Source organism: Streptomyces sp. NPDC029152, assembly GCF_055564355.1.
The window spans coordinates 235,196-260,859 of record NZ_JBVHWR010000010.1 but is presented as its reverse complement, the minus strand read 5'-3'; the positions used below and the strand labels follow the sequence as shown (position 1 = coordinate 260,859).

At 75.0% G+C, this 25,664-nt stretch carries 24 protein-coding genes; 13 read left to right on the top strand and 11 right to left on the bottom strand.

The genetic code is table 11. The annotated features are described in order from the left end of the window. The first annotated feature begins 2 nt into the window (after positions 1–2). A complete protein-coding gene (locus ACZ4V6_RS22515; protein ID WP_467830169.1) occupies positions 3–977 on the top strand; it encodes a DUF3048 domain-containing protein in 975 nt (324 codons plus the stop codon). A 4-nt stretch (positions 978–981) separates the two neighbouring features. Here the strand turns inward: ACZ4V6_RS22515 and ACZ4V6_RS22510 are convergent, their stop codons facing one another. Next, positions 982–1,443 (bottom strand): MarR family winged helix-turn-helix transcriptional regulator, encoded by a 462-nt coding sequence (locus tag ACZ4V6_RS22510; RefSeq protein WP_467830167.1) that lies wholly within the window; start codon positions 1,441–1,443, stop codon positions 982–984. Between the two features lie 223 nt (positions 1,444–1,666). Between ACZ4V6_RS22510 and ACZ4V6_RS22505 the strand changes: the two genes are divergently transcribed. From ACZ4V6_RS22505 to pcaDC, 7 genes are read left to right on the top strand one after another with little or no spacing between them, the layout of a single operon-like run. After that, complete coding sequence (locus ACZ4V6_RS22505) at positions 1,667–2,422, top strand: CoA transferase subunit A (RefSeq protein WP_467830165.1); 756 nt, start codon at positions 1,667–1,669, stop codon at positions 2,420–2,422. After that, the gene (locus tag ACZ4V6_RS22500) at positions 2,422–3,066 is read left to right on the top strand and encodes a CoA transferase subunit B (RefSeq protein ID WP_467830162.1); all 645 of its coding nucleotides are present in this window, start codon (positions 2,422–2,424) and stop codon (positions 3,064–3,066) included. Before ACZ4V6_RS22505 ends, ACZ4V6_RS22500 begins: the two co-directional genes overlap by 1 nt. Beyond that, on the top strand, positions 3,063–4,265 hold the full coding sequence (locus ACZ4V6_RS22495; RefSeq protein ID WP_467830159.1) for a thiolase family protein: 1,203 nt from the start codon (positions 3,063–3,065) through the stop codon (positions 4,263–4,265). The genes ACZ4V6_RS22500 and ACZ4V6_RS22495 overlap by 4 nt, the downstream gene beginning before the upstream one ends. Positions 4,266–4,283: 18 nt before the next feature. Beyond that, positions 4,284–5,057, top strand: coding sequence for a protocatechuate 3,4-dioxygenase subunit beta (gene pcaH, locus ACZ4V6_RS22490; RefSeq protein WP_467830157.1), 774 nt, complete (start codon positions 4,284–4,286; stop codon positions 5,055–5,057). Between the two features lie 5 nt (positions 5,058–5,062). Next, a complete protein-coding gene (gene pcaG / locus ACZ4V6_RS22485) occupies positions 5,063–5,668 on the top strand; it encodes a protocatechuate 3,4-dioxygenase subunit alpha (protein WP_467830155.1) in 606 nt (201 codons plus the stop codon). Continuing rightward, a complete protein-coding gene (pcaB, locus tag ACZ4V6_RS22480) occupies positions 5,665–6,999 on the top strand; it encodes a 3-carboxy-cis,cis-muconate cycloisomerase (RefSeq protein ID WP_467830153.1) in 1,335 nt (444 codons plus the stop codon). Before pcaG ends, pcaB begins: the two co-directional genes overlap by 4 nt. Positions 7,000–7,001: 2 nt before the next feature. Beyond that, positions 7,002–8,117: a bifunctional 3-oxoadipate enol-lactonase/4-carboxymuconolactone decarboxylase PcaDC gene (gene pcaDC, locus ACZ4V6_RS22475; protein WP_467830151.1), complete on the top strand. Its 1,116-nt coding sequence runs from the start codon at positions 7,002–7,004 to the stop codon at positions 8,115–8,117. A 9-nt stretch (positions 8,118–8,126) separates the two neighbouring features. On the opposite strand, the gene ACZ4V6_RS22470 is transcribed toward pcaDC, so the two are convergent. After that, positions 8,127–10,802 (bottom strand): ATP-binding protein, encoded by a 2,676-nt coding sequence (locus ACZ4V6_RS22470; protein ID WP_467830149.1) that lies wholly within the window; start codon positions 10,800–10,802, stop codon positions 8,127–8,129. Between the two features lie 240 nt (positions 10,803–11,042). Between ACZ4V6_RS22470 and ACZ4V6_RS22465 the strand changes: the two genes are divergently transcribed. After that, entirely contained in the window at positions 11,043–12,143 is a 1,101-nt protein-coding gene (locus ACZ4V6_RS22465; protein WP_467830147.1) for a DUF2510 domain-containing protein, read from the top strand. 144 nt (positions 12,144–12,287) lie between these two features. On the opposite strand, the gene ACZ4V6_RS22460 is transcribed toward ACZ4V6_RS22465, so the two are convergent. Next, on the bottom strand, positions 12,288–12,899 hold the full coding sequence (locus tag ACZ4V6_RS22460) for a TetR/AcrR family transcriptional regulator (protein WP_467830145.1): 612 nt from the start codon (positions 12,897–12,899) through the stop codon (positions 12,288–12,290). 248 nt (positions 12,900–13,147) lie between these two features. Here ACZ4V6_RS22460 and ACZ4V6_RS22455 point away from each other — a divergent pair, with 248 nt between their 5' ends. Together ACZ4V6_RS22455 and ACZ4V6_RS22450 are read left to right on the top strand one after the other, a co-directional pair. After that, a complete protein-coding gene (locus ACZ4V6_RS22455) occupies positions 13,148–14,005 on the top strand; it encodes a phosphatase PAP2 family protein (protein WP_467830142.1) in 858 nt (285 codons plus the stop codon). Beyond that, positions 14,002–14,946 (top strand): DMT family protein, encoded by a 945-nt coding sequence (locus ACZ4V6_RS22450; protein WP_467830140.1) that lies wholly within the window; start codon positions 14,002–14,004, stop codon positions 14,944–14,946. Before ACZ4V6_RS22455 ends, ACZ4V6_RS22450 begins: the two co-directional genes overlap by 4 nt. 18 nt (positions 14,947–14,964) lie before the next feature. Here the strand turns inward: ACZ4V6_RS22450 and ACZ4V6_RS22445 are convergent, their stop codons facing one another. Beyond that, a complete protein-coding gene (locus ACZ4V6_RS22445; protein WP_467830138.1) occupies positions 14,965–17,019 on the bottom strand; it encodes a phosphocholine-specific phospholipase C in 2,055 nt (684 codons plus the stop codon). A 172-nt stretch (positions 17,020–17,191) separates the two neighbouring features. On the opposite strand from ACZ4V6_RS22445, the gene ACZ4V6_RS22440 reads away from it, so the two are divergent. Next, the gene (locus tag ACZ4V6_RS22440) at positions 17,192–18,487 is read left to right on the top strand and encodes an MFS transporter (RefSeq protein WP_467830135.1); all 1,296 of its coding nucleotides are present in this window, start codon (positions 17,192–17,194) and stop codon (positions 18,485–18,487) included. Between the two features lie 11 nt (positions 18,488–18,498). Here the strand turns inward: ACZ4V6_RS22440 and ACZ4V6_RS22435 are convergent, their stop codons facing one another. The 7 genes from ACZ4V6_RS22435 to ACZ4V6_RS22405 form a co-directional block, all read right to left on the bottom strand. Then, entirely contained in the window at positions 18,499–19,179 is a 681-nt protein-coding gene (locus ACZ4V6_RS22435; protein ID WP_467830133.1) for a GntR family transcriptional regulator, read from the bottom strand. Then, complete coding sequence (locus ACZ4V6_RS22430) at positions 19,176–20,177, bottom strand: proline racemase family protein (RefSeq protein WP_467830130.1); 1,002 nt, start codon at positions 20,175–20,177, stop codon at positions 19,176–19,178. Before ACZ4V6_RS22430 ends, ACZ4V6_RS22435 begins: the two co-directional genes overlap by 4 nt. Before the next feature lie 8 nt (positions 20,178–20,185). After that, positions 20,186–21,076, bottom strand: coding sequence for a dihydrodipicolinate synthase family protein (locus ACZ4V6_RS22425; protein WP_467830128.1), 891 nt, complete (start codon positions 21,074–21,076; stop codon positions 20,186–20,188). Further along, positions 21,073–22,455, bottom strand: coding sequence for an FAD/NAD(P)-dependent oxidoreductase (locus ACZ4V6_RS22420; RefSeq protein ID WP_467830126.1), 1,383 nt, complete (start codon positions 22,453–22,455; stop codon positions 21,073–21,075). The genes ACZ4V6_RS22425 and ACZ4V6_RS22420 overlap by 4 nt, the downstream gene beginning before the upstream one ends. Continuing rightward, complete coding sequence (locus tag ACZ4V6_RS22415; RefSeq protein ID WP_467830123.1) at positions 22,445–22,771, bottom strand: (2Fe-2S)-binding protein; 327 nt, start codon at positions 22,769–22,771, stop codon at positions 22,445–22,447. The genes ACZ4V6_RS22420 and ACZ4V6_RS22415 overlap by 11 nt, the downstream gene beginning before the upstream one ends. Beyond that, positions 22,768–23,919 carry an NAD(P)/FAD-dependent oxidoreductase gene (locus ACZ4V6_RS22410; RefSeq protein ID WP_467830121.1) on the bottom strand — a complete coding sequence of 384 codons (1,152 nt, stop codon included), beginning with the start codon at positions 23,917–23,919 and terminating at the stop codon, positions 22,768–22,770. The genes ACZ4V6_RS22415 and ACZ4V6_RS22410 overlap by 4 nt, the downstream gene beginning before the upstream one ends. An 85-nt stretch (positions 23,920–24,004) precedes the next feature. Continuing rightward, a complete protein-coding gene (locus ACZ4V6_RS22405; protein ID WP_467830118.1) occupies positions 24,005–24,664 on the bottom strand; it encodes an MmyB family transcriptional regulator in 660 nt (219 codons plus the stop codon). A gap of 231 nt (positions 24,665–24,895) precedes the next feature. On the opposite strand from ACZ4V6_RS22405, the gene ACZ4V6_RS22400 reads away from it, so the two are divergent. Next, complete coding sequence (locus tag ACZ4V6_RS22400; protein ID WP_467830115.1) at positions 24,896–25,552, top strand: helix-turn-helix domain-containing protein; 657 nt, start codon at positions 24,896–24,898, stop codon at positions 25,550–25,552. Positions 25,553–25,664 lie beyond the last annotated feature (112 nt).

The window sequence follows — 25,664 nt, the reverse complement described above, 5'->3', positions numbered from 1 at the left end:
CCGTGCGACGCGGAGCGGGGACCGGCGGCGTACCGGTGCTCCTGGCCGCGGCGGTGACGGCCGCGCTGGCGGCGGGCTGCACGGCGCCGCCGGCGGCGAGAGAGGACGACGGCCGCACGCCGCACCTGGAGCGGTCGCACGACGCGCACGGCCTGCGCGGCGCGGGCCCCGCGCTCGCCGTCAAGGTCGACAACGCGCCCGAGGCCCGGCCGCAGAAGGGCCTGGACGCCGCGGACGTCGTCTACGTGGAACCGGTGGAGGGCGGACTGAGCCGTCTCATGGCGGTCTACGCCACCAGGCTGCCGGAGTCGGTCGGTCCGGTGCGCAGCGCCCGGGAGTCCGACCTGGAGCTGCTGCGCCAGTTCGGCCGGCCGACGCTCGCGTTCTCCGGCGCGCAGGGCAAGCTGCTCCCGCTGATCGACCGGGCGCCCCTGCGGGCCGAGACGCCGGACCGGGCGCCCGACGCCTACGTGCGCGAGGACGGTCACCCCGCACCGCACAACCTCTACCTGCGACCGGACCGGCTGCTGCCCTCTCCCCCGGGCGCCGCCGCGCTGACCACGGGCTACCGCCACGGCGGGGCTCCCGCGGGCGGCCGGGCCGAGACCTCGCGCACGGTGCGCTATCCGGCGGCGAGCTTCACCTTCACCTGGTCGGCGAGCCGTGGCCGCTGGCTGATCGCCATGGACGGCGACCGGGCCGGCCAGGGGGACCGCGGGCGCCCGGCACCGGCGACGGTCGTCGTCCAGCACGTGAGGGTGCGCGAGTCCGCCTTCGGCGACTTCCTCGGCAACAACTCGCCGTACGTGGAATCCGTGGGCTCCGGGAAGGCGGAGGTGCTGCGGGACGGGCGCTCCTACGACGCGACGTGGAAGCGCGGGGCGGCCGAGGAGGGCACGGCCTTCACCGCCGGGGACGGCACGCCGGTGAACTTCGCCGAGGGCCCGGTGTGGGTGGTGTTCACGCAGACGCCCTGACCGGTCAGGGGACCACCACGGGTTCGGCCGGGTTGCGGAGCCCTTCGGCGGCATCCGCGACCCGCTGGATCAGGTCGAAGAAGACCGCCCGTTCCGCGGCGGAGAGCGGGGCGAGGAAGACCTGGTTCATCCGGGCCGTCCGCACGCTCAGCCTGCGGTGGACGCGCAGTCCCTCGTCCGTCGGGCGCAGCAGGAAGCGGCGGCCGTCCTGCGGGTCGCGGACCTTGTCCAGCAGTCCGCGGCGGTCGAGCCTGCTGATCACCTCGGCGATGGTGGACCGGTCCAGCCCCACCCGCTCCCCCACGGTGCGCTGGTCGAGACCCGGTTCGGCGACGAGCGTGTTGAGGACGGCGAACTGCGGCGAGGTGGTCTCCTCGGAGACCATCGTGTTCCACAGCAGGTGGTGCGCCTGCTGGAGCCGCCGGGCCAGATGCCCGGGGTGAGTGGTCAGGTCGACCGCGGCCATGTGCGTTCCCCTAGCGGCGAGATTCGTCGGTGCACTGACGATACACGGGTCGAACCGGCATCACCCGCGGTCTCCCCACGCGATCCACCTCGCACTTCCCCAGGTCTTGACGCTCCAGCCGTCCGGTGGCACCGTGTGGGCCATCTCGCTGAAATACTCAGTGCCCTGATTAATTCGCGGGGATTCGCGTCCCGGGGCGCTTGGAAGAGATGGGGCTTCTCGGATGGACAAGGTGGTGGCCACAGCCGGCGAGGCGGTGGCCGACGTGCCGGACGGCGCATCGCTCGCGGTGGGCGGTTTCGGTCTCAGCGGTGTACCGAACGTGCTGATCCAGGCGCTCCACGAGCGCGGGACCGGCGGACTGTCGGTCGTCTCCAACAACTGCGGCGCGATGGACTCGGGACTGGCCGTCCTGCTGGCCGCCGGACGCATCACCCGGGTGACCGGGTCCTACATCGGGGGGAACAAGGAGTTCGCACGCCAGTACCTCGGTGGCGAGATCGAGGTGGAGATGATCCCGCAGGGCACGCTGGCCGAGCGGCTGCGGGCCGGCGGCGCGGGCATCCCGGCCTTCTACACGCCGGCGGGCGTCGGCACGCAGGTCGCCGAGGGCGGCCTTCCGTGGCGCTACGACGGCTCCGGCGGTGTCGCACTGGCGTCGCCGCCGAAGGAGGTCCGTGAGTTCGACGGGGAGGAGTACGTGCTGGAGCACGGCATCCGCACCGACTTCGCCCTGGTCAGGGCGGCGAAGGGCGACCGGCACGGCAATCTGGTGTTCGCGAGGTCGTCGCGGAACTTCAACCCGCTGGCGGCCATGGCGGGCCGGGTCACCATCGCCGAGGTGGAGGAACTGGTGGAGCCCGGCGCAATCGACCCGGACGCCGTGCACCTGCCGGGGATCTTCGTGCAGCGCGTCGTCGCGCTGACCCCCGAGCAGGCCGCCGACAAGAAGATCGAGCGCCGGACGGTGAGCGGCTGATGGCCTGGACGCGTGAACAGATGGCCGCGCGGGCCGCGCGTGAGCTCGAGGACGGCCAGTACGTCAACCTCGGCATAGGTCTGCCGACGCTGATCCCCAACCACCTCCCCGAGGGCGTGGAGGTGACCCTGGAGTCCGAGAACGGCATCCTGGGCACCGGCCCGTACCCCACGGACGACCAGGTCGACCCCGATCTGATCAACGCCGGCAAGGAGACCGTGACGGTCCTGCCGGGCGCCTCCTTCTTCGACTCGGCGCTGTCGTTCTCGATGATCCGCGGCGGGCACATCGACGTCGCGGTGCTCGGGGCGATGCAGGTCTCCGCCGCCGGCGACCTGGCCAACTGGGCCGTCCCGGGCAAGATGATCACCGGCATCGGCGGGGCCATGGACCTCGTCCACGGCGCCCGCACGGTCATCGTCGTGATGACCCACACCGCCAAGGACGGCTCCCCGAAGATCCTGAAGGAGTGCACGCTGCCGCTCACCGGCAAGGCGTGCGTGAACCGGATCATCACCGACCTCGGCGTCCTCGACGTCACCGACGACGGCCTGGTCCTGGTGGAGTGCGCACAGGGCGTGGACGTCGACGAGGTCGTCGCCAGGACCGGTGCCGAGCTCACCGTCGCGGAGGGACTGAGGTGAAGGACGTCTACGTCGTCGACGCGGTGCGCACCCCGTTCGGCAGGTACAACGGCTCCCTGGCCGGCGTGCGCCCGGACGACCTGGCCGCGCACGCGATCCGCGCGCTCCTCGCCCGCACCCCGCACCTGGACCCGTCCCGGATCGAGGACGTGTACTTCGGCAACGCCAACGGCGCCGGCGAGGAGAACCGCAACGTCGCCCGCATGGCCGCCCTGCTGGCCGGCCTGCCCACCTCCGTGCCCGGCGTGACCGTGAACCGGCTGTGCGCCTCCGGCCTGGAGGCGGTGATCCAGGCCGCCCGCGCCGTCGCGGCCGGGGACGCCTCGATCGTCCTCGCGGGCGGCGTGGAGTCGATGACCCGGGCCCCGTACGTGCTGCCCAAGTCGGACCGGCCGTTCCCGGCCGGGCACACCGAGCTGTACTCCACCACCCTGGGCTGGCGCATGGTCAACCCGCGGATGGACCCGCGGTGGACCATCCCGCTCGGCGAGTCGGCCGAGCTGATCGCGGACAAGCACGGGATCGGGCGGGAGCAGCAGGACGAGTTCGCCCTCGCCTCCCACCGCAAGGCCGCGCGGGCGCAGGCGGACGGCCTGTTCGACGCCGAGCTCGCGCCGGTGCCGGTGCCGCGGCGCAAGGGAGAGCCGGTCGACTTCGCCGCCGACGAGTGCGTCCGCCCGGACGCCTCCCTGGAGGCGATGGCCAGGCTCAAGCCGTCCTTCCGCACCACCGACGGCACCGTGACCGCCGGGAACGCCTCGCCGCTCAACGACGGCGCCGCGGCGCTGCTGCTGGTCGACGAGGAGGGCCTGAAGGCCACCGGCCGCGAGCCGCTGGCCCGGATCTCCGCCACCGGCGTCTTCGCGAACGACCCGCGGTACTTCGGTCTCGCCCCCGTCGAAGCGGTGAACCGCGCCCTCGCCAAGGCCGGCAGGACCTTCGCCGACCTGGACGTCCTCGAACTGAACGAGGCCTTCGCCGCCCAGGTGCTGGGCTGCGTGGCCGAGTGGCCCGAGTTCGACCCCGCGATCCTCAACCCGCAGGGCGGCGCCATCGCCCTCGGCCACCCCCTCGGGGCCTCCGGCGCACGCCTCGCCGGCACCGTCGCCCACCAGCTCGCCCGCAAGGGCGGCGGCACGGGCGTCGCCACCCTCTGCATCGGCGTCGGCCAGGGCCTCGCCCTCGTCCTCGACCGCTAGTCACCCACGGGAACCGTCATGACCCTCACCCAGCACGACATCGACGCGGAGATCGCGGCCGAGCACGCCGCCTACGAGAAGCGGGTCGCCGACGGCGCCCCCGTCGAGCACCACCCCCGCCGCGACTACGCCCCCTACCGTTCCTCGGTGCTGCGCCACCCCAAGCAGCCGCCGGTCAACATCGACGTCACCAGGGACCCGGAGCTGGTGGAACTGTCCTCCCCCGCCTTCGGGGAACGGGACCTCACCGGCATCGACAACGACCTGACCCGGCAGCACACCGGCGAGCCGGTCGGCGAGCGCATCACCGTCTCCGGCCGCCTCCTCGACCGCGACGGCCGGCCCGTGCGCGGGCAGCTCGTGGAGATCTGGCAGGCCAACTCGGCCGGCCGCTACGCCCACCAGCGCGAACAGCACGACGCCCCGCTGGACCCGAACTTCACCGGCGTGGGCCGCACCCTCTCCGACGACGACGGCTTCTACCGCTTCACCACCATCCAGCCGGGCCCCTACCCCTGGCGCAACCACGTCAACGCCTGGCGCCCGGCCCACATCCACTTCTCGGTGTTCGGCTCGGCGTTCACGCAGCGGCTCGTGACGCAGATGTACTTCCCGAACGACCCGCTGTTCCCCTACGACCCGATCCTGCAGTCCGTGACCGACGACGCCGCCCGGCAGCGGCTGATCGCGACGTACGACCACAGTCTGTCCGTGCCCGAGTTCTCGCTCGGCTACCACTGGGACATCGTGCTCGACGGCCCGAACGCCACCTGGATCGAAGAAGGACGCTGACCGCCATGACGAAGATCGACACCAGCCGCCCGGAGAACGTGCTGCCCACCCCGTCGCACACGGTCGGTCCGTTCTACGGCTACGCGCTGCCCTTCCGCGGCGGCGAGGACATCGCGCCCGTGGGCCACCCGGACACCGTCACCGTGCACGGGTACGTGTACGACGGCGAGGGCCGGCCGCTGCCCGACGCCCTGCTGGAGGTGTGGGGTCCGGACCCGGACGGCAACGTGCCCACCGCCGACGGCTCGATGCGGCGCGACCCCGCCTCCGGCGGCTTCCTCGGCCGCAACGGCGTGGAGTTCACCGGCTTCGGCCGCATCCAGACCGACGCCGACGGGCACTGGTACGCGCGGACGCTGCGCCCCGGGGCGCGCGGACGGAACGCGCCCTACCTCAGCCTGTGCGTGTTCGCGCGCGGTCTGCTCGTGCACCTGTTCACCCGGATCTACCTGCCGGGCGACGACGCCGCGCTGGCCGCCGACCCACTGCTGTCCGAGGTGGACGCGGAGCGCCGCGACACGCTGGTCGCCGGGGACGAGGGCAACGGCACGTACCGTTTCGACATCCGCCTTCAGGGCGAAGGCGAGACGGTCTTCCTGGAGTTCCGGTGACATCAGCTTCCGACGCCGGCCTGCTCGCCCCCGGGTGGGCGGGCTCGCCGGCCGCCGACGCGACCGACGACCGCGCCTGGCTGCGGGCCCTGCTCGACGCGGAGGCGGCGCTGACCCGGGCCCAGGCCGGGCTGGGGCTCGCCCCCGCCGGGGCGGCGAGGGCGGTGACCGAGGCCGCCGACCCGGCCCGCTTCGACGTCCGCTCCCTGGCCGAGCGCGCCCGCGACGGCGGCAACCCGGTGATCCCGCTGGTCGCGGACCTGACGGAGGCGGTCGGCGAGGAGCACGGGCCGTATGTGCACCGGGGCGCGACCAGCCAGGACATCATGGACACCGCGACGATGCTGGTCGCCGCCCGCACCCTGGACCTGCTGCTGCCCGACCTCACCCGCACGGAGCGGGCGCTGGCCCGGCTGGCGGCCGAGCACCGGGACACGGCGATGCCGGGCCGGACGCTGACCCAGCACGCCGTGCCGACGACCTTCGGGCTGAAGGCGGCCGGCTGGCGCGCGCTGGTGCTCGACGCCCGGGACCGCGTCGGCGCCGTGCGCGGCACGCTGCCCGCCCAGCTCGGCGGCGCGGCGGGCACCCTGGCGGCCTTCGGGGCGTACGGCGCCGAGGACGCGACCGCGCTGCCCGGGGCGTACGCCCGTGAACTGGGCCTTCGCGCCCCGCTGTTGCCCTGGCACACCCTGCGCACCCCGGTCGCCGACCTCGCCGGCTGCCTGGCCTTCGCCGCCGGGGCCCTCGGGAAGATCGCCGCGGACGTGCTGGTGCTCTCCCGCACCGAGACCGGCGAGGTCGCGGAGGGCAGCGGCGGCGGCTCGTCGGCGATGCCCCACAAGGCCAATCCGGTGCGCTCCACGCTGATCGCGGCGGCGGCCCGGCGCGCGCCGCAGCTCGCGGCCGCGCTGTACGGCTCCCTGGCCGCCGAGGACGAGCGCCCGGCCGGTGCCTGGCACGCCGAGTGGGAGCCGCTGCGGGACCTGCTGCGGCTGACCGGCGGGGCGGCGCGGGACGCCGCCGAGCTGGCCGAGGGCCTGCGGGTGCGCCCGGCCGCGATGCGCGCGCACCTCGGCCTCACCCACGGGCTGATCGTGTCCGAGCGGCTCTCCGCGGAGCTGGCGCCGGTGCTCGGGCGGGCCCGCGCCAAGGCGCTGCTCACCGAACTCGCCCGGCGCGCCTACGCCGAGGACCGCGGCCTGGGCGAACTGCTCTGCGAGGCACCGGAGCTGAAGGACACCGGTCTCGACCTCGCCGCCCTGACCGACCCCGCCCGCTACACCGGCTCCGCCGGAGCCCTGACCGACCGCGCCCTGGAGCGACGTTGACCATGCTCAACCACCTGACCGAAGGCCCCGTCTCCGCTCCCCCGCTGCTGCTGGGACCCTCGCTGGGCACCTCCCACGCCCTGTGGGACGGGGTGGCGCCCGAACTGTCCACCGGGCACCGGGTGATCCGCTGGGACCTGCCGGGCCACGGCGGTTCGGCGGCGGACCTCATCGGTCCCGGCGCCACCGTCGGCGACCTCGCCGGCCTGGTGCTGGCGCTCGCCGACTCGCTCGGCGTCGAGCGGTTCGCCTACGCGGGCGTCTCCCTGGGCGGTGCGGTGGGCCTGCACCTGGCCGTGCACCACCCGGAGCGCGTGTCGTCGCTGGCCGTCCTCTGCTCGTCGGCGCACTTCAACGGCGCGAGGGCGTGGGAGGAACGGGCCGCGCTGGTGCGCGCGAAGGGGCTGGACGAGCTCGCCGGGAGCGCCGGCGCACGGTGGTTCACGCCCGGGTTCACCGTGCCGGAGCTGGTGCGGGACCACCGGGAGGCCGACCCCGGGGCGTACGCCGCGTGCTGCGACGCGCTGGCCGCGTTCGACCTGCGGGACCGGCTCGGCGAGATCTCCGCGCCCACCCTGCTGATCGCCGGCCGCGAGGATCCGGCCACACCGCCCGCGCATCTGCGGGAGATCGCCGACGCCGTGCCGGGCGCGGCGCTGGTGGAGATACCGGGCGCCTCGCACCTGGCGCCCGCCGAGCGTCCCGAGGCGGTGCTGACCGCGCTGCGCGGGCACTTCGGCGGGGGCGCCGGGCGGGGCATGGCCGTGCGGCGCGAGGTGCTGGGCGACGCCCACGTGGACCGGGCGCAGGAGCGGCAGACCCCGTTCACCGCGCGGTTCCAGGACTTCATCTCGCGCTACGCCTGGGGGGAGATCTGGACCGACGAGACGCTCTCGCGCCGCGAGCGCAGCATGGTCACGATGACGGCGCTGGTGGCGCACGGCCACTACGAGGAGCTGGCCATGCACGTGCGGGCGGCCCGCCGCAACGGCCTCACGCCGGACGAGATCGGCGCCGTGCTGCTCCAGACGGCCGTGTACTGCGGGGTGCCGGCGGCGAACTCGGCGTTCGCGACGGCCCAGCGGGTGCTGGCCGAGGAGGAGGGCGCCGCGGGCTGAGCCGGCGGTTCAGCCCGCGAGGTCCGCCAGGGCCTCGCGGGCCTTCGCCACCAGTCCGTCCGAGCCGCACGAGCGCGCCAGCGCCAGGCCCCGGTCGAGCTCCTCCTTCGAGCGGGCCGCGATGCCGTACTCGACGCGGGCCGCGGCGTGCTCGTACTGGCAGGGCGAGGCCTCCAGGCGGGCGACCGCCTGGGCGGCGAGCCGGACCGCGCGCGGGCCCGTCTCCAGGGCGGCGGCGCAGCGCAGGGCCTCCCCCATGGCGGTGTCGGTGCCGAAGCGCTCGGCCTGGCGGCGCGCGTCGGAGACCAGGTGCGCGGCGCGGCCGGGGTCCTCCGTGGCGAGGGCGCGGGCGAGTTCGGTCGCCCAGGGGACCACCACCGGGTTGTGCCGGCCGCGCGCGGCGGCGGCCTTCTCGGCGGCCTCCAGTTCGTTGACGCCGTCCTTGGTGCGGCCGGTGGCGAGCAGCAGCCGGCCGCGGACGGTACGCGGGTCGGGCAGCACGATCGTGGACGGGTACGGCGGGGCGAAGCCGTACCGGTCGGCGAGCGACCGGGCCTCCTCGACGTGACCGCGGGCGAGCAGCGTGTCGATCAGGTTGCAGATCGCGGACCAGTACAGCGGCAGGCCGCGGCCGACGCGCTCGGCGATGCGCAGCGACTCCCGCAGCGACTCCTCGGCCTCCCTCAGACGGCCCCGCCTGCGGTGGCCCAGACCGACGTAGGCGTGCGCGAGGGCGAGGTGGCCGCCGCTCCAGCCCGCGGTCTCGTAGGCGCGCAGGGCCTCGGTGAACAGGGCCTCCGCGCGGTCGAGCCGGTCGCAGTAGGCGTAGGCGCTGGCCAGCATCATGGGCAGTTCCAGGCCCCACTCGGTGTCCGTCCAGCCGAGTCCGGGGGCGAGGCGGCCGTTGACGAGGGCGCGGTCGCACAGTTCGACGACCTCTTCCGCGCTCTCCCCGTGGGTCATGGCGTCGAAGCCGCGCAGGATGAGCAGGGCGCGTTCGGCGTTGTCGCGGCCGGTGCAGGTCGCGGCGAGTTCGGCCAGGCGCGCGGAGCGGCCGGGCGAGGCGGTCTCGCCGGCGTGTATGCCCTCCCACATGTACTGGACGGCCTGCAGGCGCAGTCGTGCGGACGGGTCGGGGTTGCGGGCCGCCTCCGCCTCGACGGTGCGGACGGCCTCCTCCATCTGGTCGTTGTGGAGGAGGGCCTGGGAGAGCCGGAAGACGGCGTCGACGCGTTCGTCGCCCTCGAGACCGGGCATGGAGAGGGCGGCGCGCAGGTGCCCGATGGTGGTGGCGGGCGCGGTGAGCAGGGTGGCGCAGCCGAGTTCGTAGAGCACCCGCGCGTGCGTCCTCGGCAGCGGGGGCTCCTCCAGGGCGCGTTCGAGGCAGCGCCGGGCCGCGTCGGGTGCGCCGACGGCGAGGTGTTCGCGGGCGGCCTCGCGCAGTTGCCGCACGACGTCCTGGTCGTCCTCGGGGTGGACCTCGAGGAGGTGGCGGGAGGCGGCCGCGGCGCCGAGACCGAAGTCGGTGACGAACCGGGCGGCGATGCCGTGCATGGCCGTGCGCAGCGCGCCGGGGATGGAGTCGTAGACGGCGGTGGCGATCAGCGGGTGGACGAACTCCAGCTCGTCCCCGGCGGACCGGCCGACGGCGGGTCCGGGCGCGGCGAGGATGCGGTCGGCGGCGAGCAGTTCGGCGCAGTGGACCGCGTCGTCGTGGTCGAGGGTGGCGATGCGGGCCACCATGTCGACGGTGATGCCGGTGCCGAGGACGGCGGCGGCCCAGGCGAACCGGGTGGCGTCCATGCCGAGTTGCTCGAGGCGGGCGACGACTCCGCCGCCGCGGGCGGAGCGGTTCAGGGCGCGCAGTTCGGCGGCCCGGGCCTCGACCGGCTCCATTTCGCTGTCGCGGACCTTGGCGAGCAGTTCGACGGTGTCGTAGGGGTTGCCGTCGGTGACGGCCCACACCTCGCGGCAGAACGCCCCGTCGGCGTGGGCGCCCACGGTGGCGCGGGTGAGCCCGGCCGTCGCCTCCGGGGTGAGGGCGCTGAGCGGGGCGAGGGGCCGGCCCGCGGCCTCGGCCTCTTCCAGGTGGCGTGCGCCGTCGCCGGCGACGCCGTCGGGCCGGCGGGCGATCACCAGCAGGACGGAGATCTCGTCGAGGCGCCCGGCGAGCGCGGCGAGCCAGCGCAGGGTCTCCTGGTCGGCCCAGTGGACGTCGTCGACGAGCAGGACCAGCGGCCACTCCCGCCGGGCCAGCCGGCTCACGGCGGCGACCAGGCCGTCGCACACGCCCTGCGGGTCGGCCTGGCGTCCGCCGGGTTCGGCTATGCCGAGGGCGGGGCCCGCGATGTCGTACCAGTCGCCGAGGCAGTCGCGCGCCTCCTCCGGGAGCATGGACACGAGGGCCGGCTGCAGCAACTGCCGTACGACGTTGAAGGGGACGGAGCGCAGGGTCTCGCCGCCGCGCGCCGACCAGACGGCGCAGCCGCGGGACTCGGCGATGCGGCGGGTCTCGGCCAGCAGCGCGGTCTTGCCCAGTCCCGCCTCGCCCCGGCACACCAGCAGGCTGCCGGCGGACGCACGGTCCGCGCACAGGGCGTCCACCGCCCGTGCGATGGCGGCGACTTCCTCGTCGCGCTCCCACAGGGAGGCCGAGGCGGCTGCCGTGGGCCGCACCTCCGTCATCCCGCTACCTCCCCGTGTCGCCCGAACGACGTACAGGCGTCGAGCCTAGCGGCCCGATCGCCCCGGTGGTGAGTGGTCGGGACGGCAGTTGCCGTGACGAGTGACATGCGGTAAAGCACGGGCGCCACGCCGGGTGCGTCACCAGCGGCGGAACTCCGGCGGCGCGTCAACGGGCGGGCGCGCGGGGGCGGTCGCGGGGTCTCTCATCCCGCTTTCACCGACGCCTCATACGGTGGGGCCATGACGCAGGTGACTCCTCCCGGGTGGTACCCGGACCCCGGGCAGACAAGTGACGGTCCCGCCACCGAGCGCTGGTGGGACGGCAAGGCGTGGACGGACCAGGTCCGTCCCGCGGGGCCGTCCGCCGCGTGGGGGCCCGGGGCGCCGCCGCCGGCGGCCGGCGCGGCGCCCGCGCCGCAGGCCCCCGTGCCCGGGCCCCACGACGCCGCGCCCGGACCGTACGGCGCCGCGCCCGGACCGTACGGCGCTGCGCCCGGGCCGTACGGCGCTGCGCCCGGGCCGTACCCGGTGCACCCGGGCTATCCGGGGTATCCCGTTCAGCCGCCGTCCGGCCGGCGGCGCGGTCTACGCACCGGGATAGCCGTCGCGGCGGCCGTGGCCGTCCTGGCCGGCATCGGCGCCGGCGTGTACGTGCTGGCCGACGACGGCCCGGCCGGCGCCGGCGCGGGCTCCCGGCAGCAGGAGGGGCGCGGTCCGGGCGACGGGGACGCCCCCTTCGGCGACCCGGGCGACGGCGGGGACGGCCCCTCGCCCGCGCCGGACTCCCCGGACCGGTCGCAGCCGCCCACGATCGACAGCGGGTCGGTCCCGGACCCGGTCAGCGGGATCAGCCTGCCCGTCCCGGACGGCTGGTCGGGGCAGCAGCTGTCGGTCGGCGCGTCGGTGACCTCCGACGACACCTACGAGTGCCCCGGCGACACCTCGGCGACCTGCACCAAGGGCGGCGCCTACTCGGCCCCCGCGACGGTGCTCGGCACCGAGGGCACCACCGCCGAGGAGGTCGCGAAGGCGGACATCGAGGCGAACGCGGAGGAGTCGTACGGCGGCAAGTCCTACGGCGGGATCACCTCGCACCAGCAGCTGGCCTCCGAGGCGGTGACGGTCGCCGGCCAGAAGGGCTACCTGGTCCGCTGGAAGGCGGTCACCAGCAAGGGCTCCGACGGCTACGTGGAGTCGCTCGCCTTCCCGTCGCCGGCCGACGCGAAGCGCATCGTCGTCGTGCGCTTCGGCGTCGACGCGGAGGGGCAGCAGACGGTGATCGACGAGATCACCCGGGGCATCGCGGTGTCCTCCGGCGGCGGCAGCGGACAGGACGTCTGACCGGCCCGGACATCGGTCGGCCGGGTGGGGCGCCCTTCCGCTCAAAGGGCGCCCCACCCGGCCGGGGGTGCGCGCCGCCCCCGTCCCCACGGTGCGGCGCGGGCAGGCCACCGTCCAGTCATCCCGTGGACGGCGGCCTGGGTCTCAGGGCAGGCCGAGGGCCGGCAGCACGACGGCCTCCACGAACCGGACCAGGTACTCCGCGTCGGCGTACTCGCCCTCGATGACCGGCCGCATCCGCAGGGCGCCGAACATCTGCGCGGGCACGAACTCCAGCGCCGGGTGCCCGGCGGGGACCTCACCGCGTTCGACCCCGCGCCGCAGGATCTCCCGCAGCGCGGCGATCTCCGGCTCGACCAGCGCCTCGCGCAGCGCGCGCTGGAGCTCCGGGTCCTGCATGACCGCGTGGCCGAGCGCCTGGAGCAGCGTGTCCTTGCCCGACCACTGGCCCGCGGCCCGGGCCGCCTGGCGCAGGTCCTCGGCGAGCGACCCGGTGTCGATGCCGGCGAAGCGCACCCGGCGGCTGGAGCGCAGGGCCGCCGCCACGAACTGCGGCTTGGTCTTCCACTGCCGGTAGAGCGTGGACTTGCTGCACCGCGTGCTGGCGGCGACGCCCTCCATGGTCACGGCGTCGTAGCCGCACTCACGGATCTGTTCGAGCACGGCGTCGAAGAACTCCTGCTCACGCTCGGGCGTGAGCTTGGAGCGGCGCGAAACGCCGACCGTCTCCGGTCGGTCCGCGGCCTGCGACGTCATGCTCTGCTCCTCACTCGGTTCAGCGGCACTGCAGCGAGGGTCGAGGGACCCGTGTTCCAGTGTGTCGTACAACCATCGATACGCCAGTGTACCGGTACCCCACCGTATCGGTACACTGGCGTATCGGAACGGGGTCGTATCGATGAGAACCGTCACACGCCCCCCGGACCGGTGACTCCGCCGCACCCGGCGAGCCGTCGGCCCGGCCAGCACCACCGCACGCACCACCTCAGCGAAGGGGCCCCGGGATGAACGCCCGCACCTGGCCTGCAGAAGCGGAGCCGGACGCGCCCGCGCGCCCGCCACTCGCCCGTGAACTCCTGCTCGTGGCGGGGCTCTTCCTCGTCTACAAGTTCGGCCGCCGGCTGGCGACGGGCCACACCGCCGAGGCCTTCCGCAACGCGCACCACGTGTGGGACGGGGAGCGCGCCCTGCGGCTGCCCGACGAGGGCACGGTGCAGTCCCTGCTGCTGCACGGCGACTGGCCGGTCCACGTGGCGAACACGTATTACGCCACCGTCCACTTCCCGGCCACCGTGGCCTTCTTGGTCTGGCTCTATCTGCGGCGGCCCGCCCACTACGTCTGGACCCGGCGGGTGCTAACGGCGCTGACCGGCGCCGCACTGGTGCTGCACGTGGCCTTCCCGCTGGCCCCGCCGCGCATGCTGGGCGCGACCGGCCTGATCGACACGGCCCGCGTGTTCGGGCCCTCGGTGTACGGTCCGCCGCGCACCGACCACCTGTCGAACCAGTTCGCGGCGATGCCCTCGCTGCACTTCGGCTGGGCGCTGATGCTGGCGGTCGGGCTGATCGTCGCCACCCGGTCGCGGTGGCGGTGGCTGTGGCTGCTGCATCCGCTGGTGACGCTCCTGGTGATCGTGGGCACCGCGAACCACTACTGGTCCGACGTGATCGTGGCGAGCGCCCTGCTCGGCCTCGCCCTCGTGGCCCTGCGGCCGCCGCACGCGGCCCACGGGGCCGACGGCGCCGACGGCACCGAGGACGTCCGTGGGACCCACCGGCCCCGCCGCGCCGCCGTGCCGCGGCGGCGCCCGGCCGCGCGGCACGAACCGGAGCCGCACGAGCTGGTGGGGGCGGGCCGGTGAACGCCGCGCTGATCGCCGTCCTGCTGTCCCTGGTCTCGGCCGTCGCCTACGCCGCCGCGGCCGTGGCCCAGGAGCGGCTGGCCGCCCGCAGTTCGGGGACGGGTGCGCTGCGGATGCTGGGCAGCGGCGCCTGGTGGTGGTCGGTGGCGCTCAACGCGTCGGCCGCGCTGCTGCACGTCGTGGCCCTCAAGTACGGCCCGCTCACGGTGGTCCAGCCGCTCGGCGCGCTCACCCTGGTCGCGGCGGTGCCGCTGGGGGCGCGGCTGGCGGGCCGCCGGGTGAGCGCGGTCGAGTGGCGGGGCACCGGGCTGACGCTGCTCGGGCTGGGCGCGCTGCTGCTGGCGGCGTCCGGTCCCGCGCCCGACGACGTGCTGAGCGTGCCGGAGGCGCTGACGGTCTCCGGCGCGACGGCGGCGCTGATCGGCCTGCTGTCGCGGCCCGGCGCCCGGCCGGGCCTGCGGCACGCGACGGCCTCCGGGGTCGCCTCCGGGGTCGCCTCGGCGCTCACCCAGACCGTCACGGTCGCCGTCACGGACCGTTCGGGTCCCCTGCTCAGCGTCCAGGTGATCGGGGTGGCGGTGCTGGTGGCGGCCTTCGCGGCGGGCGGGCTGCTGCTGTCCCAGACGGCCTACCGGGGTGGCCTGGGCGCGCCGCTCGCGGTGGTGACGCTGGCCAACCCGGCGGCCGCCGCGGTGATCGGGGTGTCGTTGCTCGGTGAGCGGCTGCGCGGCGGTCCGGCCGGGGTGCTGCTCGCGCTGGCCGGCGCGGCGCTGGCCGGCTGGGGCGTGGTCCAGCTGAGCCGGGCCACGCCCGCGCCGGCCGCCGAACGGCCTCCGGCGGCCGGCGCCGTGCCGGGGCCGGAGCCCGAAGGGGGGCCGGCGGGGACGGAGGCGTTGCTGGTGCCCCGGCAGCCGAGACCGGGGCACCTGACTCCGCTGTGACGCCTCCGCCCCTGACGCCTACACCGTGGCGATCGCCGGGTCGCTCACTCCCGGCCGCCCGTTCTCCACGTGCCCGGCGAAGCGCCGCAGGAACGCCGGGTCGCCGTCGGCGGTGACGGTGAGGTCGTACCAGCGCCGGCTCCCCGTCAGGTCGACGGTGTGCCGCACGGTGGCGCCGGGGCGCACGGTGACCGTCCCGCCCGGGCCGCCGTAGCCGTCGGCGAGACGCAGGCGGACCGTGCCGGACCCGGCGTTGGTGAAGCTCAGCCGGACGTCGTCGCCGGTGTGCCGGGCGGTGACCTCGGGCCCGGCGCTCCCGTTCCCGCCCCGGAACACGCGCAGGAAGCCGTTGGGGCCGTGCACCGTCAGGTCGTAGGCACCGCCCGAGTAGACCGAGTTCCAGGTGTCGGCGATGCTCTTGCCGGCCTCGGTGGTGTACGTCCAGGGGCCGTCGCCGCGGTTGCCGGAGGTGACGAGGAAGGCGGCACCGGCCCGGGCGCCGGAGGCGAAGGTGAGCGTGAACTTCCCGGCCGCCGCGTCCACGGCGCCGTCCACGTGCGGGGCGTAGCGCAGCGGGCGCGCGGGGCGCGGGCCGCGCTCCTGGCGGGGCATGTCCGGGTCCGCCGGGGGTGTCGGGCGGTAGTCCGGGTGGCGTTCGCGGTCCCGCGGCTCGTAGGCGTCGGTGTCCGGCAGCCGGGCGGGCCGGCTGTCCGGGCGGGAGAAGTCGAAGGCGGAGGTCAGGTCGCCGCAGACGGCGCGCCGCCACGGCGAGATGTTCGGCTCGCGCACGCCGAAGCGGCGCTCCATGAAGCGGATGACCGAGGTGTGGTCGAAGGTCTCGGAGCAGACGTAGCCGCCCTTGCTCCACGGCGAGACGACCAGCATGGGCACGCGCGGGCCCAGCCCGTAGAAGCCCTCGACGTGGGTGGCGTCGCCCTTGAAGACGTCCAGGGACACGTCGACGGTGGACAGGCCCTGCGCGGCGGACTTCGGCGGGAGCGGCGGCACCACGTGGTCGAAGAAGCCGTCGTTCTCGTCGTAGGTGATGAACAGGGCGGTCCTCGCCCACACCGCGGGGTTGGAGGTGAGCGCGTCCAGGACCTGGGAGATGTACCAGGCGCCGTAGTTCGAGGGCCAGTTGCCGTGCTCGGAGAAGGCCTCGGGGGCGGCGATCCAGGAGATCCGCGGCAGCTTCCCGGCCTTGACGTCGGCGCGGAGCCGGTCGAAGTAGCCCTCGCCGCTTCCGGCGTCGGTGCCGGTGCGGGCCTTGTCGTACAGGGGGTCGCCGGGCCGGGCGCCCCGGTACGAGGTGAAGTACAGCAGGGAGTTGTCCCCGTAGTTGCCGCGGTAGGCGTCGCCGGTCCACCCCCAGGAACCGGCCGCGTCCAGGCCGTCGCCGACGTCCTGGTAGATCTTCCAGGAGACTCCGGCCTCCTCCAGCCGCTCCGGGTACGTCGTCCAGTCGTAGCCGCGTTCGTCGTTGCCGAGGACCGGGCCGCCGCCCTCGCCGTCGTTGCCGGTGTGGCCCGACCACAGGTAGTAGCGGTTGGGGTCGGTGGAGCCGATGAAGGAGCAGTGGTAGGCGTCGCAGACGGTGAAGGTGTCGGCGAGCGCGTAGTGGAAGGGGATGTCCTCACGGGTCAGGTACGCCATGGTCGTGGTGCCCTTGGCGGGCAGCCAGCGGTCGTACTTGCCGTTGTGGTAGGCGGCCTGTCCGTCGGACCAGCCGTGCGGCAGGCCCTGCAGGAACTGCATGCCGAGGTCGTCGGCCTCGGGGTGGAAGGGCAGCACCTCGGTGCCGTCGCTCTTCCTCTGGTGCCACACCGACTTGCCGGAGTCCAGGGTCACCGGGTGCGGGTCGCCGAAGCCGCGGACGCCCCTCAGCGTGCCGAAGTAGTGGTCGAAGGAGCGGTTCTCCTGCATCAGGACGACGATGTGCTCGACGTCCTCGATGCTTCCCGCGCGGTGGTTCGCCGGGAGCGCGGCGGCCCGCTCGATGCTCGCGGACAACGCGCTGAACGCCGACGTGGCGCCCGCGAGCTGGAGGAAGCGGCGCCGGTTGACTTCGGGCATGGAGTGGGGACCTCTCGCCTCGGGGTGTGGGGGCCGTGCCGGACCGTGGCGGGCCGGTGACGGAATGCGCGCGAAAGGAGTGTTCCAGGAGCACCAAACGTCAGGGAAGGGTCCGGTGGCGCTGATGTGAAAGTCGTCGGTACGGGGAGTGTGCCGGGCCCGCCGGGCGGGGATGGTCGCGACCATGACAGGCATGCACACGGATTCCCCGCCGACCCGACGGCCCGTACGCCAGCTCCTCGCCGCCTCGGTGGGCAACGCCGTGGAGTGGTACGACTGGTACGCCTACACGTTCCTGGCCACCTACATCGCCGACCAGGTCTTCCCGAGGAGCGCGGACGACTCGCTGGTGCCGCTGCTGTCCACGTTCGCGGTGTTCGCGGTGGGCTTCTTCATGCGGCCCGTCGGCGGACTGCTGATGGGCGCGATCGCCGACCGGCGCGGACGACGCGCCGCGCTGACGGTCACCATCCTGCTGATGGGCGGCAGCAGCCTGCTGGTCGGGCTGACCCCGACGTACGCGGCGGCCGGGGTGCTGGCCCCGGTGGTGCTGGTCGTCGCGCGGCTGCTCCAGGGGCTCTCGGTGGGCGGCGAGTTCGCGGCGTCGACGACCTTCCTGGTGGAGTCGGCGGGGCCCGGCCGGCGCGGTCTGTTCTCCAGTTTCCAGTACGTCTCGACGACCGCCGGACAGCTCGTCGCGTCCGGCGTCGCGACCCTGCTGGTGGACACGCTGAGCGAGGAGCGGATGAACGGCTGGGGCTGGCGGGTGCCGTTCGTGTTCGGGGCCGTGCTCAGCCTGGTCGGCTTCTGGATCCGGCAGGGCGCCCAGGAGACCCGCAGCGCCGAGCAGCGACGGGCGCCGCGCCCCGGGCTGTTCGAGGCGCTGCGCCGTCATCCGCGCGAGTCGCTGCTGATCTGCGGCATCACGGCGGGCGGCACGATCGCCTACTACACCTGGACCTCGTACCTGCCTACCTACGCCGAACTCGAAGCCGGGCTGGACAAGTCGGACGCGCTGCTCGCCGGCACGATCTCGCTGGCCTTCTTCGGGCTGCTCCAGCCGCTCGGCGGCCTGCTCTCCGACCGCTTCGGCCGCCGCCCCCTGCTGCTCTTCTTCGGCGTGGGGTTCGCCCTGCTGAGCGTGCCGCTGCTGCACACCCTGCGCGACTCGTTCGCCGTGCTGCTGCTGGTGCAGTGCGCCGGCATGGTCCTGCTGACGGGCTTCACCTCGATCAGCGCGGCCGTCAACGCCGAGATCTTCCCGCCCCGGGTGCGCGCGGCCGGCATCGGCTTCCCCTACTCGCTCACCGTCGCCCTGTTCGGCGGCACGGCCCCGTACGTGGGCACGCTGTTCAAGGAACTGGGCCACTCCGGGCTCTTCCCCTGGTACGTCGCCGTACTGTGCCTGCTGTCCTCACTGGTGTACCTGCGGCTGCCGGAGACGGCGCACAGGGAGCTGGCGCGGTGACGTGTGCCGCGTCATGCGCCGGCCCACAGGCCCCGTACGTGCCCGAGGTGCCGGGTCATCACCTCCCGCACCGCCCGTTCGTCCCGGGCGAGCAGCGCGTCGAGGATCTCCAGGTGCTCCCGGGCCGACGCCTCCAGCCGCCCCTGCGCCACCAGCGCCGTCAGCCCGTACAGCCGGGAGCGCCGGCGCAGGTCCCGTACGACCTCCACCAGGTGCCCGTTGCCCGCCAGGGCGAGCAGGCCGAGGTGGAAGCGCAGGTCGGCCTCGACGTACGCGACGAGGTCGCCGGCCACCGCGGCCGCGACGATCTCCTCGGCGACCGGGCGGAGCGCCTCCAGGGCGGCCGGGCCGGCGGTGCCGGCCAGGGCGGCGGTGGTCGGGATCTCGATGAGCGAGCGGATGTGGGTGTACTCGTCGAGCTGCCGGTCGGAGACGGCGGTGACCCGGAAACCCTTGTTGGGGACGGTGTCGACCAGCCCCTCCTTGGCGAGGTCGAGCAGCGCCTCGCGCACCGGCGTGGCGGAGACGCCGAAGCGGGCGGCGAGGCCGGGCGCCGAGTACACCTCGCCGGGCCGCAGTTCACCGGCGATCAGCGCGGCCCGCAGCGCGTCGGCGACCCGTTCCCGGTGGCTGGTTCTGCGGCCTCCCAGGTGGGGCAGGGACGGACCGGTGCCCGTGCCGACGGCGTTCACAGGACGAAGCCCGCCGGGAAGGGGTCCTCCGGGTCCAGCAGGTACTGGGCGGTGCCGGTGATCCAGGCGCGGCCGGTGAAGCTGGGCAGGACGGCCGGGTGCCCGGCGACCTCGGTCGTGCCGAGCAGCCGGCCGGTGAACCGGGTGCCGATGAAGGACTCGTTCACGAACTCGGTGGCCGGCGGGAGTTCGCCGCGGGCGTGCAGCTGGGCCATGCGGGCGCTGGTGCCGGTGCCGCAGGGCGAGCGGTCGAACCAGCCGGGGTGGATCACCATGGCGTGCCGGGAGTGGCGGGCGGTGGCGCCGGGCGCGGTCACCTGGACGTGGTGGCAGCCGTGGATGGACGGATCCTCGGGGTGGACCGGCTCGCCCTCGGCGTTGATGGCGTCCATGAGCGCCAGGCCGGCGGCGAGGATGTCGTCCTTGCGGGAGCGGTCGAAGGGCAGCCCGAACCGTTCCAGCGGCAGGATGGCGTAGAAGTTGCCGCCGTAGGCGAGGTCGTACGTGACCGTCCGGCCGTCGGGCAGGGTCGCCTCGCGGTCGAGGGCGACGGCGAAGGACGGCACGTTGCGCAGCGTCACGGCCTTCGCCGCGCCGCCCTGGACGGCCACCTCGGCGACGACGGGGCCGGCGGGGGTGTCGAGGCGGATGGTGGTGACGGGTTCGGTCACCTCGACCATGCCGGTCTCCACGAGGACGGTCGCCACCCCGATCGTGCCGTGGCCGCACATGGGGAGGTAGCCGGAGACCTCGATGTAGACGACGCCCCAGTCGCAGTCGGGCCGGGTGGGCGGCTGGAGGATCGCGCCGCTCATGGCGGAGTGCCCGCGCGGCTCGTTCATCAGCAGCCGCTTGACGTCGTCGCGGTGTTCGCGGAAGTACAGCCGCCGTTCGTTCATGGTCGCGCCGGGGATGGTGCCGATCCCGCCGGTGATCACGCGGGTGGGCATGCCCTCGGTGTGCGAGTCGACGGCGTGCAGGACGAGTCTGCTGCGCATGGGGCTCCCTACGACAGTCCGGCCGCGAGGGCCTTCTCGGTGGCGGCGCGGACGGCGGCCTCCTGCTCGGGCAGCAGCGGTACGCGCGGCGGGCGGCAGGCGCCGCCGTGGCGGCCCGCGACGTCCATGGAGGACTTGATCGCCTGGACGAACTCCACCCGGGAGTCCCAGCGCAGCAGCGGGTGCAGCTGCCGGTACAGCCGCTGTGCGGTGACCAGGTCGCCGGCCGTCGCGGCGCGGTACAGCTCGGCGCAGGAGGCGGGCAGGGCGTTGGGGCAGCCGGCGACCCAGCCCTTCGCGCCCGCGATCACCAGCTCCAGCAGGACGTCGTCGGCGCCGGCCAGCAGGTCTAGTTCCGGGGCGAGTTCGGCGATGCGGTACGCGCGGCGGACGTCGCCGGAGAACTCCTTGACGCCCCGGATGTGTCCCTCGCCGTGCAGCCGGGCGAGCAGTTCGGGCACCAGGTCGACCTTGGTGTCGACGGGGTTGTTGTAGGCGACGACGGGCAGGCCGGCCCGTGCCACCTCGGCGTAGTGGGCGACGACGGACCGTTCGTCGGCGCGGTAGGCGTTGGGCGGCAGGAGCATGACCGCGCCGCAGCCCGCCTCCCGGGCCTGCTCGGCCCAGCGGCGGGCCTCGGCGGACCCGTAGGCGGCGACACCCGGCATCACCCGTTCCCCGCCGACCGCGGCGACGGCGGTCTCGACGACCCGGGTCCGCTCCTCGGGGGTGAGCACCTGGTACTCGCCGAGGGAGCCGTTGGGGACGACGCCGTCGCAGCCGTTCGCCACCAGCCAGGAGCAGTGCTCGGCGTAGGCGTCGTGGTCGACGCGGAGGTCGTCGGTCAGCGGGAGCGCGGTGGCGACGAGAACGCCGCGCCAGGGACGGTGGTCGCTCATGGGTGTCCTTCCTCCGGGGGGTTCGGCTCGGGCCGGGCCAGGACGCCGAGGGGCACGGGGCAGGCGAAGGGCCGCCGGGACGGGGCGGGTCCGCAGCCGGTGAGGCCGGCGACGGCAGGGGCGCACATCCGCCCCTGGCACCAGCCCATCCCGGCCCGGGTCAGCAGCTTCACGGTGCGGACGTCGCCTGCGCCGAGTCCGCCGACGGCCTCGCGGACGGCACCGGCCGTGACCTCCTCGCAGCGGCAGACGACGGTGGCGTCGGTGACGCGTTCGGTCCAGTGCGCGGGCGGGGCGAAGGCGGCGGCGAGGGCGGCGGCGGAGGTCCGCAGCGCCTCGCGCGTCCGGGCGGCCGGCGCCCAGCCCGCCGGGTCGGGCGCCGTGCCCCGCAGCCGGGCGGCGATCGAGCGTCCGGCGATGTGCCCCTCGGCGAGCGCGAGGCCCGCGCCGCCGACGCCGGTGGCCTCCCCCGCCGCCCACACCCCCGGCACACTGGTGCGCTGCTCGGCGTCGACGGCCACCGACGTGCCGTCCGGGCGGCAGCCGAGACCGTCGGCGAGGTCGGTGTGCGGGAGCATGCCGTGGCCGACGGCCAGGGTGTCGCAGGGCAGGTGCCGCTCGGTGCCGGGCCGGGCGTGGCCGTCGGCGTCGAGGGCGGCGACGGTGACGCCGGTCAGCCGGTCGTCGCCGTGGGCGCGGACGACGGCGTGCCGGGCGAGCGTGCGGACGCGGTGGCGCAGCAGCCGGGCGGCGTACCCGGCGCCCTCGGGGAGCCTGCCGGCCAGGGCGCGGGCGTGGCGGGCGACCCGCTCCGGTGCGGCCGACTCGACGAGCGCCGCCACCCGCACGCCGGCCGCCGCGAGTCCGGTCGCCACGGGCAGCAGCAGCGGCCCGGTGCCGGCGACGACGGCGGTCCGGCCCGGCACCACCAGGGCGCCCTTGAGCATGGCCTGGGCGCCCCCGGCCGTGAGGACGCCGGGCAGGGTCCAGCCGGGGAAGGGCAGGACGTACTCGTACCCGCCGGTGGCGAGCAGGACGGCGTCGGCGTGCACGGCGACCGGCTCGTCCTCGCCGGGTCCGCGCAGCGCGTGCACGGTGAAGGCGCCGGAGCGCCGCTCGACGAACCACACCTGATGGCTCGTCAGGACGCGTGCGTCACCGGCGGCGAGTCCGTCCCGCAGCCGCTCCCAGGTGCGCCACCCGTGGTGCAGGGCCCGGGGGCGCCGGGCGCCCAGTCCGGGGGCGGGCTGCCGGTAGAACTGCCCGCCCGGCTCCGCCGCCCCGTCCACCACCGTGACGCGCACGCCCCTCGCGGCCGCCGCCAGCGCCGCCGCGAGCCCGGCGGGCCCCGCGCCGACCACCGCGAGTTCAGTCCTCACGCCCGGTCCCCTCCTGGGTGCGGATCACGTCGCCCGGCCGCGCGGGAACCAGGCAGGCCCGCTGGTTGGGACGGCCGTTGACCGTGACCAGGCAGTCGAAGCACACGCCGATGCCGCAGAACACCCCGCGGGGGCGGCCGGCGCCCCGGGTGGTGCGCCAGGAGGTGACGCCGGCCGCCCAGAGCACGGCGGCGACCGTCCGGCCGGGCAGCGCCTCGATCTCGCGGCCGTCGAAGGTGACCGTGCCGGCGGGGCCGGGCCGGGCGCGGGCCAGACGGAGCGGGTTCGTACGCCCTTCTCGGCGGTGAGGGTTCACGCGGCCTCCTCGGCGAAGCGGTCGGGGCGGAACGGGGCGAGGTCGAGGGCGGGCCGTTCGCCGCGCAGGACCTGGGCGATCAGGTGCCCGGTGCCGGTGGACAGGCCGATTCCCGCGCCCTCGTGACCGCAGGCGTGCAGGAGACCGGGCGCCCGCGGGTCGGGGCCGATCGCGGGCAGGTGGTCGGGCAGGTACGGCCGGAAACCGGCGTACGTCCGCACGGCCCGCACCCCGGCGAGGAACGGGAACAGGCGCGTCGCGCCGGCCGCCAGCGCCCGCAGCGCCGGGAGCGACACCGACCGGTCGAAGCCGACCCGCTCGCGGCTGGCGCCGATGAGGACGGGGCCCGCGGCGGTGCCCTCCACCACCGGGGAGGTCTGCAGGTCCGCCGAGTCGCTGGCGACGTCGGCGACGTAGTCCGCGGCGTACACCTTGTGCCGTACCCGGCGCGGCAGCGGCTCGGTGACCAGGACGTGTCCCCGCCTGGGCAGGACCGGCAGCCGCACCCCGGCCAGGGCCGCCACCTCGCCGCCCCAGGGGCCGGCCGCGTTGACGACCGCCGGGGCGTGCAGGTCGCCCCGGTCGGTGCGCACCCCGCGCACGGCGCCGCCGGGGCCGCGCAGCACGCCGGTCACCGTGCGGCCGGTGTGCAGCCGGGCCCCCGACGCCCGCAGCAGGTGGGCCGCGGCCAGGGCCGGCATGACCTGGGCGTCCTGCGGGTAGTGCACGGCGCCCGCGAGGCCGGGGGCGAGGTGGGGTTCGAGGTCGTGCAGCCGGTCCGCGGGGACGCCCACCGCCTCCACGCCGGCCGCCCGCTGGCCCGCGGCGAGGGCCTCCAGGCCGGCCAGCTCCCCGGCGGTGGTGGCGACGACGAGACCGCCCTTGGGTTCGTACTCGGCCGCCCGGCCCAGGTCCTCGGCCAGTGCGCTCCACAAGCCGCCGGAGAACAGGGCGAGTTCGAGCTCGGGGCCGGGTTCCTTGTCGGAGACCAGGAGGTTGCCCTCCCCCGCTCCCGTGGTGCCGCCGGCCACCGGTCCGCGGTCCACCACCGTCACGTCGAGCCCGGCACGGGCGGCGTACCACGCACAGGCGGCGCCCACCATTCCGGCCCCGACCACTACGACATCGCAGGTCGGCGACTCGATCACGCCAGTACCATGTCACACATCACACGGCGTGGGAACAGTGCCGCAACGGCCTTCCCGGGACTCGCCCGGCCCGGCGCCGGCGCGCTCAGTCCGTCGCGGGGACCACCCTCAGGTGGGTGGCGGGGCGCCGGGTCCGGCCGGACCGCTGCGGGGTGCGGCGCGACTCGCGCAGGACCAGCGTCAGCCGGGTGTAGCCCAGTTCCCCCAGCGACCTGGGGGTCTCGACGACGACCCGGCACTCGGTGGCGCCCCGGCGCGGATCGGGGTGGTGCAGCGGCCGTACGGCGCCGTCGTGCTCGACGGCCTCCTCCCCGACGGCGCGGACCCAGTGCGGCAGGCCCTGCCGGTAGGCGGCCTCCATGATCGGGTCCTGGGCGATGTCCCGGCGGACCGCCTGGAGCCCGGCGTCGTGCCCGTGCTTCTCCATGGCGGCGGCGAACTGCGCCAGCATGGGCAGGCACCAGCTCGTCTCGTGGTCCGCGAGCACCGCGGACGCGTCCGGGTGGAAGAGGACGAACCGGAGGAAGTTGTCGTCCGGCATGGCCGTCGGGTGCGGCCCCGCGCCCCCGAAGAGTGTCCGGAAGGCGCCGTTGGCGAGGACCACGTCCCAGCGGTGGTCGACGACGAGGGAGGGGAAGGGGACGGCCTCCAGGAGGGCGGCGTAGTCCTGGAGATACGCCTGGGCGTCGGGGGTCGAGGGGGCGGGCCGCGGTGCCGGCCGCTGCCCTCCTGCCTGAAATGCCATCGGGAGGTCACCCCTCTTGCCTATGCGGCCTTCTCGCGGCGTCCCGATCCTGCTGCTCCACGCGAGGTGTGTCAACTATCGTGGCATTCCGTGCCTGTTGACGGCTGAAATAGGCCACAGTTGTGGCGATGCCTGGATGTGGGTTCGAACGGCAGGTTACTCTCCGGGAAGTTCTCGGCTGCCGCTTGTGAGAAGCCTGTGAGGCCTGTGAGAGACGTAGGAGATCTGTCGGTGACGGGTGGCTTCGAGGGTCCGGGGGCCAAGCCGACGGCCGCGCTGCCGGCCGTGGTCGCCCGCGTCACCGCACTCGCGGACCGGCTCGGCGTGGCGCACGACGAGGTCTTCGACGTCGGCGCCCTCTCCGCCGCCTCCGGCGTCCCCGAACCGGTGGTGGGGGCCCTGCTGAGCGGCCGGCCCGCGGGCGAGCCCGATGTGCAGGCACGGTTCGTGCAGCGGCTGGACCTGTTGCGCCGCACCCGGCTCAAGCCCAACGGCCGCAAGTACACCCAGCAGGAGATCGCGGACGGCGCCGGCATGTCCCGGCAGCAGGCGGGCGCCCTCATCAACGGCGACCGGCGGCCCACCATGGAGCACTGCGACGCCATCCAGCGCTTCTTCCGCGTGCACGCCGGCTTCCTCACCGCCGAGGACCCCGAGGCGCTCGCGAACGCCCTGCAGCACACCGAGCAGGAGCTGCTCCAGCGGCTCGCCGACCGCGAGCGGGCGGCCGCGGGTGCCGCCGACGACCCGCTGGAGCGGCTGCTGCAGGACCACGGCGTGCGGGGGATCGCCTGGCGGGCCGCCCAGCTGCCCACCGACCAGCACCGCGACAAGGTCGCCGAGTGGCTGGACATGCTCCTGGAGAGCGTGACGCGGCCCGAGTCGTGAGCCGTGGGCCTCGCCGGGCCATCCGGCCGGCGGGGCGGCCGGGACGGGGTGCGGCCCGGCGGGATTGTCAGTGGCGGGCGGCAAGCTGGTGGGAGTGCCGCCGCGGTGCGGG